This is a genomic window from Arthrobacter sp. E1SS-5 (genome assembly GCF_057073715.1).
Window position 1 is genome coordinate 4,209,574 of the sequence record NZ_CP172703.1, and the last position, 14,237, is coordinate 4,223,810.

Sequence of the window (14,237 nt, forward strand, 5' to 3'; positions counted from 1 at the left end):
GCGAAAAGTTACCAAGGCGGGGAATAGAAAGAGCAGGTAAGATAGTTACTGAAAGCAACTATCGCTGCTTATATACTTTTCTTTCCCTTGGAGCACCCATGTCCAAATCCACGGCCGCGCCCGGCGCCGGAGAAGCCCTGACGCAACGCCAGATCGTCACCGTGATGGTGGGCCTGATGCTGGGCATGTTCCTGGCATCCCTTGACCAGACCATCGTCTCCACGTCGATCTACACCATTGCCAATGACCTGGACGGGCTCTCGCTGCAGGCGTGGGCCACCACGGCGTACCTGATCACCTCCACCGTCAGCACCCCGCTGTACGGCAAGCTAAGCGACATCTTTGGCCGCCGCCCGCTGTACCTGACCGCGATCGCCGTCTTCCTGGCGGGCTCCATCTACGCCGGGTCCGTGCACTCGATGACCGAGCTTGCCATTGCCCGCGGCATCCAGGGCCTTGGTGCCGGCGGCCTGCTGGCCCTGGCGCTGACCATCATCGGGGACATCGTCTCCCTCAAGGACCGCGCCAAGTACCAGGGCTACTTCATGTCCGTCTTCGGCATCTCCTCCGTCCTGGGTCCCGTGGTGGGCGGCGCCTTTGCCGGCTCCGCAAACATCCTTGGCTTCGACGGCTGGCGCTGGGTCTTCTTCATCAACGTGCCCATCGGCCTGGCCGCCCTGGTGGTGGTGTTCCTGTTCCTGCACCTGCCGGCCAGGCACCTCAAGCAGAAGATCGACTACTGGGGCGCCGCCGCCATCACCGTGGCCATCGTTCCGCTCCTCCTGGTGGCCGAACAGGGCCGCTCCTGGGGCTGGACCTCCACCAACTCCTTCCTCTGCTACGGAGTGGGCGTGCTGGGCATTGCGTGGTTCCTGCTCGCCGAGAAGCGTGCCGGCGACTACGCCCTGATCCCGCTGCGGCTCTTCAACAACATCACGTTCGGGCTGTCCTCGCTGCTGAACTTCATCATCGGCATCGGCATGTTCGGCGCCATCGCCATGCTCCCCATGTACCTGCAGCTGGTCAAAGGCCTCACCCCCACCGAGGCCGGCCTGATGATGATTACCTTCACCATCGGCATCCTGTTCGGTTCCATCACGGCCGGCCGCACCATCTCAGCCTCGGGCACGTTCCGGATCTTCCCCATCATGGGCACGGGCATCCTGACCGCAGCCGCCCTGGTGATGGGCTCCGTCCTGAAAGTGGACACCGAACTGTGGGTTCCCGGCCTCATCGCGGTGTTCTTCGGCGTCGGCCTGGGCTTCTGCATGCAGCCGCTCACCCTGGCCATGCAGACCTCGGTCCCGCCGCGCGACATGGGTGTGGGAACCTCCTCCGCGGCCTTCTTCCGCTCCATGGGCGGCGCCGTGGGAACCGCCGTCTTCATCTCCATGCTGTTCAGCCTGGCAGCTGACAAGATCGCCGAAGGAATGAAGGCCGCCACCACCGACCCGGCCTACCTTGCCGTCCTCAAGGACCCGTCCGTCGCCTCCGACCCGGCCAACGCCAAGCTGTACGACTTCTTCAAGAACGGCGCCTCCAACGACTCGTTGAATGACACCAGCTGGCTGCACACCGCCAACAGCACCCTGACCCGGCCCATCACCGAAGGGTTCGCCACGTCCATCGACACGGTGATGCTGACGGCCGCGGCGCTGACCGGCCTGGCGTTCCTCATCAGCTTCGCCCTGCCCCGGAAGAAGCTGACGGACCAGAACGCCTCCCCGCAGGACAAGGACAACATGCAGATCCCGGCACACTAGCCGGGCAGCGCAAAGACCAGACGACGACGGCGGCACGGCCCGCCGTCGTCGTCTTCTTTTTTGGCGCGCAGCAGAGCGCCCGGGCAGCCCCTCAAGTGGATCGAGGAGCCGTGGCATGGAACACTGGCGGAAGCGCACCGGCGATCTGGCCGGTTCTGCAGCCGACGACGTCCGCACCGCTTCCACCCATTCCAGAACCCAGGGAGAACCATGCCCACTGCACAGGAGCAGACCAATACCGGGATACCGCGGCGGGTGATCTGGCTGGCGCTTGCGGGGGCGGTGGGCGGATTCCTCTTCGGGTTCGACTCGTCCGTGGTCAACGGCGCCGTGGACGCCCTGAAGGAAGAATTCGCGCTGTCCGAGGCCGTCACGGGCTTCGCCGTGGCCGTCGCACTGCTGGGCTGCGCGGCGGGCGCTTTCCTGGCCGGCAGGGTGGCGGACCGCCATGGCCGCATCCCCGCCATGAAGCTCGGCGCACTCCTCTTCCTGGTCAGCGCCCTGGGAACCGGCTTCGCCTTCGGCGTGTGGGACCTGGTGTTCTGGCGCCTGGTGGGCGGGCTGGGCATCGGCCTGGCCTCCGTCATCGCCCCCGCCTACATCTCCGAAATTTCACCCCGGAAGGTCCGCGGCCGCCTGGCCTCGCTGCAGCAGCTGGCCATCACCACCGGCATCTTCGCCGCGCTGCTCTCGGACGCCGTCCTGGCCACCACAGCAGGTGGCGCGGACCAGCGGTTCTGGCTGGGCATTGAAGCGTGGCGCTGGATGTTCCTCGCCGCCGCGGTGCCCGCCGTCGTCTACGGCTGGATCGCCTTCACCCTGCCCGAATCCCCGCGGTTCCTGGTGTTCAAGGGCAAGGAGGACGAGGCCCGGAAGGTGTTCGCTTCCATTGCCCCCGCCGAGGACACCGACCGGCACATCCGCGACATCCAGGAGGCCATCGAAGAGGACAAGCTGGCTGGCCAGAAGGGCTCCCTGCGCGGCAAGACCCTGGGCCTGCAGGCCGTGGTCTGGGTAGGCATCATCCTGTCCGTGCTCCAGCAGTTCGTGGGCATCAACGTGATCTTCTACTACTCCACCACCCTGTGGAAGGCTGTTGGCTTCCAGGAAAAGGACTCCCTGGCCATCTCGGTGGCAACCTCGGTCACCAACATCCTGGTCACCCTGGTGGCCATCGCCCTGGTGGACCGGGTTGGCCGCCGCCCCATCCTGCTGGCCGGCTCCGTAGGCATGGCCGTGTCCCTGGGCGCCATGGCGCTGGCATTCTCCTCCGCAACCGGCAGCGGCGAGGACATCACCCTGCCCGGCGCCTGGGGTCCCGTTGCCCTGGTGGCCGCCAACATCTTCGTGATCAGCTTCGGCGCCTCCTGGGGCCCGCTGGTATGGGTTCTCCTGGGCGAGATCTTCCCGTCCAGGATCCGTGCCCGCGCTCTGGGCCTGGCCGCCGCGGCGCAGTGGGTGGCCAACTTCGTGATCACCCTCAGCTTCCCGGTGATGGCAGCCGCGTCCTTGCCGCTGACGTACGCCATGTATGCCCTGTTCGCGGCCGCGTCCTTCTTCTTCGTCATGTTCAAGGTGCCGGAGACCAACGGCATGTCCCTGGAGCAGGCGGAGACCCTGTTCGTGCCGAAGGGGTCGGCCAAGGCCAAGTAACGCCCCATCACCTTTCACAGGAAAACAGCAAACCCTCCATCACATGGCGTGATGGAGGGTTTGTTGTTGGTACAGCAGTGCTTAGACCACGTGCGGTTCGTGCGATGACAGGTACTTGCGGCCGCCGAACGCGATGGCAATGGCGATCACCATGGCCAGGGCGCCGGCGAAGAACGGAACCTGCGGGCCGAAGTGTTCACCGAGCTGCGCCGCCAGGAACGGTGCCAAAGCGCCGCCCATCCAGCGGACAAAGTTGTAGCCGGAGGACGCCACCGGGCGGGGTGAGTCGGAGACACCCATGGCCAGTTCGGTGTAGATGGTGTTGTTGACGCCCAGCAGCGCACCGGCAACGATGACCAGGACGACGACGGCAGGAACCGAGTGCCCGGCCGCCAGTCCCAGCCCCGCCAGGTCCAGCATGAGCAGGAACAGTGTTCCGGTCAGGACGTTGACGGCGCCGAAGCGGTTCTGCAGGGGCGGTGCCACGAAGACGGAGAACACGGCCACGGCAACGCCCCAGCCGAAGAAGACGCCGCCGATGCCGTACGCGTCCATGCCCAGGATAAACGGGGTGAAGGCCAGGATGGTGAAGAAGCCGTAGTTGTAGAACAGGCCGCTTGCCGCCGTGGTGCGCAGCCCCTTGTGGCCCAGCGCCAGCAGGGGGTCCCGCAAACGCACCTTGCGTTCGGGCAGCGGCGTCTTGGGGAGCAGGGCGATCAGGGCGATGAAGGCGGCGGCCATCAGTACGGCGGTGCCGAAGAAAGGGGCACGCCACTGCCAGCCGCCCAGGAGGGCGCCAAGCAGCGGGCCGAGGGAGATGCCCAGGCCCAGGGCGGCTTCATAGAGGATGATGGCGGTTCCCGCACCGCCGCTGGCGACGCCCACGATCACGGCGAGGGCGGTGGCCACGAACAGGGCGTTGCCCAGACCCCAACCGGCGCGGAAGCCCACCAGTTCACCAACGCTGGCTGACAAGCCGGAGAGCGAGGAGAAGACGACGATGACGGCCAGGCCGATCAGCAGGGTTTTCTTGCCGCCGATCCGGGAGGAGACGAACCCGGTGATCAGCATGGCCAGCGCCGTGACCATGAAGTAGCTGGTGAAGAGCAGGGACACCTGGCTGGGAGTGGCTTCCAGGTTCTTGGCAATGGCGGGGAGGATGGGATCCACCAGGCCGATGCCCATGAAGGCGAACACGGCGGCCAGGGCGGTGGCCCAGACTGCCTTTGGCTGCTTCAGGAATGAGGCTTTTTCAGCCTGCAGGGTTGATTCTGGTGCTTGCAGGGGTTCTGCGAGCTGGCCGTCCATGGAGGGTACTCCTAAGTTTGTGGCTGGTTTGGTACTGAAGTTCAGTTCTGGAGGGATGCGTTGATCTTGTCGATGACCGGCAGGGCTTCGGCCAGGGCTTTACGGTCCTGGTCGGTGAGGGTGCTGAGGATTTCGGCCATCACCTGGTTGCGGCGCTTGTTGGCGGATTCGACGGCGGCGCGGCCTTCCTCAGTCAGGATCACGCGGACCGCACGGGAGTCCGCCGGGTCCGGCTCGCGGCGGGCCAGGCCTGCGCGCTCAAGCTTGATGATCTGTTCTGTGGCGCTGGGCACGCGGACTCCGAGGTTCCGGGCGATCTCACCGACCCGCTGCCCGTCCCCAAGCATCATCTTGAGGGTGCTGAGCTGGGCGGCGCTGAGTTCACCGTCAGCGTCCAGGCGCCGAACCAGATAGATACTGTGGCGGAGGGCTTCGCGGAACCCGCTGGCAAGCTCCTGCAGCTGGGCATCGTTCGTATTCATCGTTAGGTAGCCTAACATTTAGGCGCCCTAACGGTCAAGAAATTAGAGTGTCAGCTTCATGCCGACATGGCTGGCCTCGAAGCCCAGCTGCTCATAGAACCGGTGGGCCGCGGTGCGGCTCCTGTGGGTGGTCAGCTGCATCAGCCGGCAGCCGTGGTTCCGGGACTCCTGGACGGCCCATCCCACCATCAGCTTCCCGATACCCTGCCCCCGAAGGGACGCCGCCACCCGGACGCCCTCGAGCTGCGAGCGCCAGGCACCCTGCCGGGAGATGCCGGGGAGGAAGCTCAGCTGGAAGGTGGCGACGACAGGCCCTGCTTCCCCGCCCGGCGGCACCAGCTCGCCCACCGCCAGCAGGTGGGCGGGGTCGGCGTCGATCGCGTCGAAAGCCCGCTCGTACGGTTCCATGTCCGTGGTGGTTTCGCGGCCGGCACCCATGGCGTCGTCTGCCAGTAACCGGACCAGGGCCGGCAGGTCTGCGCGGGTTGCGTGGCGGAGGCGGAACGTCCCGCCGTCCACGTCGGCAGTGAACAAAGCAGCAGCTTGTTTGGAGGTCACCCGCCCAGCTTGGCACAGCAAAAACCACGACGCCGGCACTTTTGGAAGCGCCGGCGTCGTGGCTTATGCAGTACGTCGGTTAGGCCGGAAGGCAGACCTGGTCAGGCAGGGGTGCGGGCCATCTCCGCCTGCCGCTCCTCCACGAGGGTGGCAACGGCGTTGAAGAGCGGGTGCTCCGGCTCAAGCCCCGTGATCCTGGCTGTGGCGTCGGCGGGGCTGGCGGATCCCAGGATGCCCGCCAGTTCGGTGGCTTCCGCATCGGCGGGGTCGTTGAACCTCAGCGCAGCCGCGATCGCACCCAGCAGGGCCTCGGGCACCACGCCGCGTTCGGCAAGTTCCGCGGCAGGGCCGATGAACCGTTCGTGCCGGCTTAGCTTCCGCAACGGAGCACGGCCCACCCGGTTGACCGTGTCCGGCAGGTACGGGTTGGAGAACCTGACCAGGATTTTCTGGACATAAGCCTCCTGTTCGTCGTTGCTGAACCCGTGCTTGGCCACCAGCAGCTGCTTGGTTTCCTCCAGCACCGCGCGCACGTCCTCGGCTACGTCCTGGTCGGCCATGGCGTCGGAGATCTTCTCCAGGCCGGCTTCGAATCCGAAGTACGCCGCAGAGGCGTGCCCGGTATTCACAGTGAACAGCTTCCGCTCGATGTAGGGCGAAAGGTCGTCCACGAACGTGGCCCCGGGGATCGTGGGGGCGGAATCACCGAAGGCGGTGCGGTCGATGACCCACTCGTAGAAGGTCTCCACGGTGACGTCCAGGCCCTGCCCGGCCTCCTGGTTGGGAACGATCCGGTCCACGGCCGTGTTGGCGAACACCGCCTTCCCGTCGAGCACCGCGGCGGTGACGCCCGGCTGGGAGGCCACCTCCTTGGCCAGGATGTCCGTGGCGTTGATGGCGTTCTCGCAGGCCATCACCTGCAGCGGTGCCAGGCCCGGCTCCCGCGCAACGATGCCCTTGGCGATCACCGGCGCCACGAACTTCAGGATGTGCGGACCCACCGCGGTGGTGACGATGTCCGCCGTCGAGATTTCCTGGACCAGTTCCGCTTCCTGGGCGTTGGAGTTCAGGGCACGGAAGTTGTCCACGGTGCGTACGGCGGGGTTCTCCCCCACCTCGTGCACCGCATAGCTGTCCGCTTCCTTGAGCCGGTTGATCAGCTCCTCCGCAACGTCCGCGAACACCACTTCATACCCGGCATCATGCAGGAGCAGGCCCACGAAGCCGCGGCCGATGTTGCCGGCCCCAAAATGCACTGCCTTCACTATGCGTTGACCTTTCCGAAGAGTTCCAGGACTTCGTCCTCGGACGTGGCGGCCTCCAGGCGGGCCACCTGCTCCTTGTTGGTGAAGACCTTGGCGATGGAGGACAGGATGTGCAGGTGTTCGTTGTTGATGCCGGCCACGCCCACCACGAACTTCACCTGCTTGCCGTTCCAGTCGATGCCCTCCGGGTAGCGGATGACGGACACGGCCGACTTGCGGATGTGGTCCTTGGCGGCGTTGGTGCCGTGCGGGATGGCCAGGAAGCTGCCCATGTAGGTGGACACCGATTCCTCGCGTTCGTGCATGGCGGCAATGTAGCCCTCGTCCACGGCACCGCGGGCCAGCAGCAACCGGCCCGCTTCGTCGATGGCGGCGTCGCGGGTGGTGGCCGATCCGGTCAGCACCACGCTCTCGCGGGCCAGGATGTCCGCGGAGCCATTGGCGGAGGCACCGGCAACAGGGGCTGCGTCGACCGGGGCGTCAGCGGCGTGGGCCCCGTGGGTGGTCGCGCCGTCGGCCGTTCCGCGTTCGGTGTTGCTTTCCCGGACCAGCTCCACGATCTCGTCATAGCGGGGGCTGTTCATGAAGTTGTCCACCGAGTAGTGCATGGCACTGGAGGTGACAGGCTTGGCGCGTTCGGTCAGGTCCTGGTGGGTGACCACAACGTCGTAGGTGTCGCTGAGGTTGGCAATGGAGGCGTTGGTGACCTTCACGTCCGGGAAGCCGGCCGCCTTGATCTTGTTCCGCAGCACAGAGGCGCCCATGGCACTGGAGCCCATGCCGGCGTCGCACGCGAACACGATGTTCCGCACGGGACCGGCCAGCACGCCCACTCCGCCGCGGCCGGCCGCTGCGCCTGCAGCGGCACCGGTGCCGGCACCGGTCAGATGGGAGGACACGGAGCTCTTCTTGCCCTTCATTTCCTCCATGCGGGCGGTGGCATCGCCCAGGTCTGCCTCATCGCTGTGCTTGGTGGTCTTCAGGATGACCGAGGACACCAGGAAGGAGACTGCCGCTGCGAGCACCACGGACAGGATCACCCCGAAGTAGCTGTCACGGGAGGTCTGCGCCAGCACGGCGAAAATGGAGCCAGGCGCGGCAGGCGCCACCAGGCCGGAGTTGGTGATCGCAAGGGTGGCGATGCCGGTCATGCCGCCCGCGATGGTACCCAGGATCAGCAGCGGACGCATCAGGACGTACGGGAAGTAGATCTCGTGGATGCCGCCGAGGAACTGGATGATGGCGGCGCCGGGAGCCGATGCCTTGGCGGCGCCGCGGCCAAAGAATGTGTATGCGAGCAGGAGGCCCAGGCCCGGGCCGGGGTTGGCTTCCAGCAGGAACAGGATGGACTTGCCCTGCTCCAGCGACTGCTGCACGCCCAGCGGCGTGAGCACGCCGTGGTTGATGGCGTTGTTGAGGAACAGGACCTTGGCCGGTTCGATGAAGATGCTGGTCAGCGGCAGGAGGCCGTTGTGCACCAGGAACTGGACAAAGTTGCCGGCGGCGGTGCTGAATGCGGTAACCAGGGGCGATATGCCGTAGAACCCCAGCAATGCCAACAGGGCACCCCAGATGCCGGCAGAGAAGTTGTTGACCAGCATCTCGAAGCCGGGGCGGATCTTGCCGTCCCAGATCGAGTCGATCTTCTTCATGGTCCAGCCGCCCAGGGGACCCATGATCATGGCGCCGATGAACATCGGGATGCCGGCGCCGACGATCACGCCCATGGTGCCGATGGCCCCCACCACGCCGCCGCGGACGTCGTAAACCATCTTGCCGCCGGTGTAGCCGATCAGCAGCGGCAGGAGATAGGTGATCATGGGGCCTACCAGGCCGATGTTCGGCTTCCCGTCGGTCTCACCGAAACCACCCAGTTGCGGAACGGGCAGCCACCCCTTCTCGATGAAGAGGGCGGTGATGATGCCCCAGGCGATGAACGCCCCAATGTTGGGCATGATCATGCCGGACAGGAATGTCCCGAACTTTTGGACGTGCACGCGCGCGCTGGTGCGGGGTTTTGCAACTGTCTCTGTTGCCATGTGATTTCCTAACCGTCATTCCTGCTGCTCCGCAGGATGGTCCGATGATTACGACGACGTACTGCTGGGTATTACCGGTTTGTGGGGCTAACCCGCCGGGCTGGTGGAGATCCGGTGGAGCCATTCGAGGAAGAGCTTGAGTTCCGAGCTGGAAAGCTGGTCAGAGTGCGAAGCCTGAAGTGCGGCGTTCAGGGCGATCGCTGCCACCACTACCGAGGACTTCCCGGTGCCGCCCGGGGCCGGGCCGCTGGCGGGCTCGGCGGACACCGCAAAGATCATGGCGTCCCGGGTCATGGTGGACAGTTCGAGGTTGCGTTCGGTGGCGGGTTCCGCAATCAGCATGAGCGTCACACCCACGTTGGCCGCCAGGATGGACCTGGCCGCTTCCCTGGGCTGGACGTTCAGCTGGCCCGCCGCCGCTGCCTTGTTCAGCATCTCCTCCATCAGCGCTTCGGCGTCGGCCACAATGGCCGGCCGGCTCTCCGGGCGGATGTTGCCGAACATCACCAGGTACAGCTCGGGCTGGTTCAGACCGAACTGGACGTGGTTGTCCCACATTCTCCGGATGTCCTCAAGCGGCTGTCCGGAGGGGGCGAAATCCCTTTCGCCCCTGACATATTCTTCAAACCCTGCGGCGACTACGGCGTCGAACAGACCTTCCTTGTCACCGAAGTGGTGGTACAACGTGGGAGCCGAAACCCCCGCCAGCTGGGTGATCTGGCGGGTGGAAACCGGAGCTCCCGCGGAATTTGCCAGCAGTTCCGCGGCAGCACGAAGCAGCCGCATTTTGGGGGGAAGCTGGCCATCCAAACTCATAACCGCTACCCTAGCACCTATAGCGTTGCTATATGAACTGAATCACATACAATTTTTTCAGGCACGTTTCCTGCCCCTGGACGTAGCAGTCCTCCGGGCGGACCCGGCACGGCGCCGGAGCACTTGGCGGGCCTGTCTACCGGCAGAGAATGAGGACCTTCAGTGCAGAACTTCCCAGGAGTAGGCGTCAGCCCAGGCCGCGTCATCGGCGCCATACGGCAGATGCCCAAGCCGATCAGCGAGCCTCCCGCCGGCGAGCAGCTGGCGCCGGACACCACGGCGGAAGAAGCCACGGCAGCCCTGAAGGCGGCCTCCCAGGCCGTGCACGACGAACTGAAGGACCGCGCCGCCCACGCCACCGGTGACGGCAAGGCCGTCCTGGAGGCCACTGCCCTGATGGCCAAGGACACCATGCTCATCAAGGGCGCCGCCAAGCTGGTGGCCCGGGGCACTTCCGCCGAGCGCGCCATCTGGGAATCCGGCTCCTCCGTATCGGAAATGCTGCACAACCTGGGCGGCTACATGGCCGAACGCGCCACCGACGTCCTGGACGTGCGCGCCCGGATCGTGGCCGAGCTGCGGGGCGTGCCCGCACCCGGCATTCCCGCTTCCAACACCCCGTTCGTCCTGGTGGCAGAGGACCTTGCCCCCGCGGACACCGCCACGCTTGACCCCAACAAGGTCCTGGCCCTGGTCACTGCGGGCGGCGGCCCGCAGTCCCACACCGCCATCATCGCCCGCTCCCTCGGCCTGCCGGCCGTGGTGGCCGCCGTGGGCGTTGACGAACTGCCGGACGGCACCGAGGTGTACGTGGACGGCGCGGCCGGCAGCATCACCGCCGAACCGGACCAGTCCCTCCGCGCAACTGCGGAAGCGTGGGCTGCCACGGCATCCCTCCTGGCCGAATTCACCGGCACGGGCGCGACGGCGGACGGCCACGAAGTGCCGCTGCTGGCCAACGTGGGCGGCGGCAAGGACGCCGAGGCGGCTGCCAAGCTGGGCGCCCAGGGCGTGGGTCTCTTCCGCACCGAATTCTGCTTCCTGGAACGGGACACGGAACCTTCCGTTGAGGAGCAGGCGGCGGCCTACAAGAGCGTGTTCGACGCCTTCCCCGGCAAGAAGGTGGTGCTGCGGACGCTGGACGCGGGCGCCGACAAGCCGCTGCCCTTCCTGACCGACTCCACCGAGCCCAACCCTGCCCTGGGCGTCCGCGGCTACCGCACCGACTTCACCACCCCGGGTGTGCTTGACCGGCAACTGGAGGCCATCGCCCTGGCCCAGCAGCAGTCCGAGGCCGACGTCTGGGTCATGGCCCCCATGATCTCCACGGCGGAAGAGGCTGCCCGCTTCGCTTCCATGTGCGCTGACGCCGGCATCAAGACGCCGGGTGTCATGGTTGAGGTGCCGTCCGCCGCCCTCACCGCAGAAGCCATCCTCCGCGAAGTCGGCTTCGCCAGCCTGGGCACCAACGACCTTACCCAGTACGCCATGGCCGCCGACCGCCAGCTCGGCCCGCTGGCCAACCTGAACACCCCGTGGCAGCCCGCGGTCCTGCGCCTCGTCGGACTGACCGTCGAAGGCTCCCGCGCGGAAGGCCACAACAAGCCCGTGGGCGTCTGTGGTGAGGCCGCCGCCGATCCCGCCCTCGCCGTCGTCCTTACCGGCCTTGGCGTCAGCACCCTGTCCATGACGGCCCGCTCGCTGGCCGCCGTGGCAGCGGTCCTGAAGACGGTGACCCTGTCCGAGGCGCAGGACCTGGCCAAGCTGGCCCTGTCCGCGCCGAGCGCCACCGAGGCACGGGCGTGGGTCCGGGAGAAACTGCCCGTACTCGAGGAACTGGGACTCTGACGCCTCCGGCAGGCCGGCCGCGGCCGGGATAGGCTACGTGCATGGCACTGATAGCCCCCCGCGTCACGGCCGGCCTGCCCGCCGGCGACGCGCGCAGCCTTGCGCGCGCCCTCGAGGACAGCAATGACATCACCGTGTTCGTGGACGGCACCGTCCACCGCCTGCCCGGACAGGTGAGGGACGCCGTCGTGGACCTCCTCGCCAGGCTGTCACGCGGCGAGACGGTGACCGTGGGCAGCGTCGAGGAGATGCTGACCACCTCGCAGGCAGCCGAGCTGGCAGGGATCTCGCACACCTACCTGCGCAACATGACGGACCGCGGCGAGATCCCGGTGGAATACCGCGGCTCACACCGCCGCATCCGGACAGCCGACATCATGACCTGGCTCGACAAGCAGAAGCTTGCGGAACAGAAGCATGCCGAACAAAAGCGCAGGCAAGGCAAGGACGCCGCGCACGACGCCGGCACGGGGGAATAGTGCGGATCCCATCGGCCTGGGTGCGCCGCCGGAAAGACGTTTCGCTTCGTTCAGCAGACGTGGAAGCGAATGGTTTCACGGGGCGCATCCTCTGGGCTGACGGAACCCCTCCCCCGGGTCCGGATGCTGCGGCAGGCCCGGCAGCACCCGCCTACATCCTCATCCACGGCATCGGTGTTTCGCACCGCTACCTGCGCCGGCTGCATGGCGAACTCGCCGCCGTCGCCCCCACCTACTCGCTGGACCTTCCAGGATTTGCCGCAACCCCCAAGCCGGGCAGGCAGCTGTCCATAGCGGACTACGGTGCCTTCATCGCGCAGGCGCTGAAGGCGAGCGGTATCAGCTCGTACATCCTGGTGGGGCATTCCATGGGCGTGCAGTTCGCCATCGAGGCGGCTCTCTATGCCCCGGGGCAGGCGCAACGGGTGGTGTTGATGGGTCCCGTGGTTGATTCACGGCACCGCAGCGTGCCGCGGCAAGGCCTGGCCCTGTTCCTTGATGCGCTTTTCCGCGAAAACTTGTCCTCCAACTGGCTCGTCTTCTCGGACTACTTCCGCTGCGGCCCCCGCTGGTACTTCACCGAGCTCCCGGTCATGATGTCCTACCCCACCGAAGCACGGCTGGCTGGCGTCAACGTTCCCGTCCTGGTGCTGCGCGGCAACCATGACCAGGTGGCCGGTGCCGACTGGTCGCTCCGGCTCTCGCAGGTGGTGCCGCAGGGAAGCTTCGTGGAGATCTCCAGGGCAGGGCACGTGGCACAGCACCTGCGCCCGCGGGAGGTGGCGGCCTCGATCAGATCCTGGGCCGTGCCGCCCACCGGCGCATCTTGAGCGCGGCGTGCAGTTCAAGACGGGGAAGGCCCTTTAAGGGGTCCACGCCCAGCAGCTGGCGGATACGGCCGAGCCTGTTGTAGATGCTGCTCCGGTGCAGGTGGAGCTTGCCGGCCACGTCCTGGACTGATCCATCGTTGTCGTAAAGCAGTTCCAGCACCGGGATGAGCTCGCCGTTGCGGTCATGGTCCTCAAGCATCCGGAAGTACACCGAGCCGGAGTCCGCCCAAGCGCCCACTCCTCCCCCGGCCGATGCGAGCAGCTGGTACACGCCAGTGGACCGGCAATCCACCAGCTCGCCCAGCTGCGGATCCACCGCCGCCGCCTGGGCCGCCACCCGCGACTGCCGGTATGCCTCAGCGAGCTGCCTGGTCTTGGCGAATCCCTCGCTGATGCCCAGGATGATCCGGTGGACCGGGCGGCCGGAGCGCTTGGCCAGCTCCAGCTGGTAGTGCACCAGGACCTGGGCATGGTTGGCGCGGCCGGTCGATTCGCGGAACAGCACCACGGAATGGGTCTCCGTGCCGGCACTGAAGAGGGCGGCATCCATGCCCACCGTTGCCTGGAGCGCGGTGGAGCGGTGGATCAGGGTGGACGCGATGGGATCCGGGCCGCTGGCCCAGCCGTCGGCATCGAGTACCGTGACCATCTGCCACGGTCCCCGGCCCTGGACTTCCTTCCAGCCTGCCACTGCCGCCACCGCGTTGGGTTCCCCGGAGCATGCCAGCAGGAACTCCCGTTCACGGCTGCGGCGGAATTCGGATTCGGCGGTATTGGAGTCGAGGAGGAGGCCGGAGAGCAGCTCAAGCTCATGGTTGACGCCCGGCAGCTGGGTGAGGATCGCCGTCGGGCTTTCCTCCGCCGAGTCCTGCTGCACCCACAGGTAGCCCACCCGGAAGCCCCGCACCATCAGCGGAACGCAGACCCGGCCCAGCATGCCCAGGTCCGGGTTCGCGGGGACCACGACGGGCCGCACGGCGGTGGCGATCCCATGCGAGAGCTGCCACGTACTCACGTCCGCCGGGACCTTCTTGCTCAGCAGGAAGTTCACACGCACCCGGTCCGCATGGGACTGGTTGGAACTGTAGGCAAGCAGCAGGCCGTCCAGGTCCTCAAGGGACAGGCCACGGCCCAGCTTCTGCGCCACCTGCTCGACGAGCTGTTCCACACCCTGCTGCTGCATGGGCCAACAGTAC

12 protein-coding genes are annotated in these 14,237 nt (G+C 66.5%); 5 read left to right on the forward strand and 7 right to left on the reverse strand.

Translation table 11 applies throughout. The features are described 5' to 3' along the window. The first annotated feature begins 98 nt into the window (after nucleotides 1–98). Nucleotides 99–1,763: an MDR family MFS transporter gene (locus ACIGJD_RS19600; RefSeq protein ID WP_483687582.1), complete on the forward strand. Its 1,665-nt coding sequence runs from the start codon at nucleotides 99–101 to the stop codon at nucleotides 1,761–1,763. 210 nt (nucleotides 1,764–1,973) lie between these two features. Next, nucleotides 1,974–3,416, forward strand: a complete 1,443-nt coding sequence (locus ACIGJD_RS19605; protein WP_483687583.1) for a sugar porter family MFS transporter — start codon at nucleotides 1,974–1,976, stop codon at nucleotides 3,414–3,416. Nucleotides 3,417–3,497: 81 nt separating this feature from the next. On the opposite strand, the gene ACIGJD_RS19610 is transcribed toward ACIGJD_RS19605, so the two are convergent. The 6 genes from ACIGJD_RS19610 to ACIGJD_RS19635 form a co-directional block, all read right to left on the reverse strand. Then, entirely contained in the window at nucleotides 3,498–4,724 is a 1,227-nt protein-coding gene (locus ACIGJD_RS19610; protein ID WP_483687584.1) for an MFS transporter, read from the reverse strand. A 41-nt stretch (nucleotides 4,725–4,765) separates the two neighbouring features. After that, the gene (locus tag ACIGJD_RS19615; RefSeq protein WP_483687585.1) at nucleotides 4,766–5,206 is read right to left on the reverse strand and encodes a MarR family winged helix-turn-helix transcriptional regulator; all 441 of its coding nucleotides are present in this window, start codon (nucleotides 5,204–5,206) and stop codon (nucleotides 4,766–4,768) included. Between the two features lie 42 nt (nucleotides 5,207–5,248). Then, nucleotides 5,249–5,740, reverse strand: a complete 492-nt coding sequence (locus tag ACIGJD_RS19620) for an N-acetyltransferase family protein (protein WP_483689548.1) — start codon at nucleotides 5,738–5,740, stop codon at nucleotides 5,249–5,251. A 125-nt stretch (nucleotides 5,741–5,865) separates the two neighbouring features. Beyond that, nucleotides 5,866–7,029 carry a mannitol-1-phosphate 5-dehydrogenase gene (locus ACIGJD_RS19625; protein WP_483687586.1) on the reverse strand — a complete coding sequence of 388 codons (1,164 nt, stop codon included), beginning with the start codon at nucleotides 7,027–7,029 and terminating at the stop codon, nucleotides 5,866–5,868. Continuing rightward, nucleotides 7,029–9,068 (reverse strand): PTS mannitol transporter subunit IICBA, encoded by a 2,040-nt coding sequence (locus ACIGJD_RS19630; protein WP_483687587.1) that lies wholly within the window; start codon nucleotides 9,066–9,068, stop codon nucleotides 7,029–7,031. Before ACIGJD_RS19630 ends, ACIGJD_RS19625 begins: the two co-directional genes overlap by 1 nt. Before the next feature lie 87 nt (nucleotides 9,069–9,155). Continuing rightward, on the reverse strand, nucleotides 9,156–9,884 hold the full coding sequence (locus ACIGJD_RS19635; protein WP_483687588.1) for a TetR/AcrR family transcriptional regulator: 729 nt from the start codon (nucleotides 9,882–9,884) through the stop codon (nucleotides 9,156–9,158). 162 nt (nucleotides 9,885–10,046) lie between these two features. On the opposite strand from ACIGJD_RS19635, the gene ptsP reads away from it, so the two are divergent. From ptsP to ACIGJD_RS19650, 3 genes are read left to right on the forward strand one after another with little or no spacing between them, the layout of a single operon-like run. Next, nucleotides 10,047–11,732, forward strand: coding sequence for a phosphoenolpyruvate--protein phosphotransferase (gene ptsP / locus ACIGJD_RS19640; protein ID WP_483687589.1), 1,686 nt, complete (start codon nucleotides 10,047–10,049; stop codon nucleotides 11,730–11,732). Between the two features lie 41 nt (nucleotides 11,733–11,773). After that, the gene (locus ACIGJD_RS19645) at nucleotides 11,774–12,211 is read left to right on the forward strand and encodes a helix-turn-helix domain-containing protein (protein WP_483687590.1); all 438 of its coding nucleotides are present in this window, start codon (nucleotides 11,774–11,776) and stop codon (nucleotides 12,209–12,211) included. 59 nt (nucleotides 12,212–12,270) lie between these two features. After that, a complete protein-coding gene (locus ACIGJD_RS19650; RefSeq protein WP_483687591.1) occupies nucleotides 12,271–13,041 on the forward strand; it encodes an alpha/beta fold hydrolase in 771 nt (256 codons plus the stop codon). Here ACIGJD_RS19650 and ACIGJD_RS19655 read toward each other — a convergent pair. Then, the gene (locus tag ACIGJD_RS19655; RefSeq protein ID WP_483687592.1) at nucleotides 13,004–14,224 is read right to left on the reverse strand and encodes a PucR family transcriptional regulator; all 1,221 of its coding nucleotides are present in this window, start codon (nucleotides 14,222–14,224) and stop codon (nucleotides 13,004–13,006) included. The genes ACIGJD_RS19650 and ACIGJD_RS19655 overlap by 38 nt on opposite strands. Nucleotides 14,225–14,237: the final 13 nt, after the last annotated feature.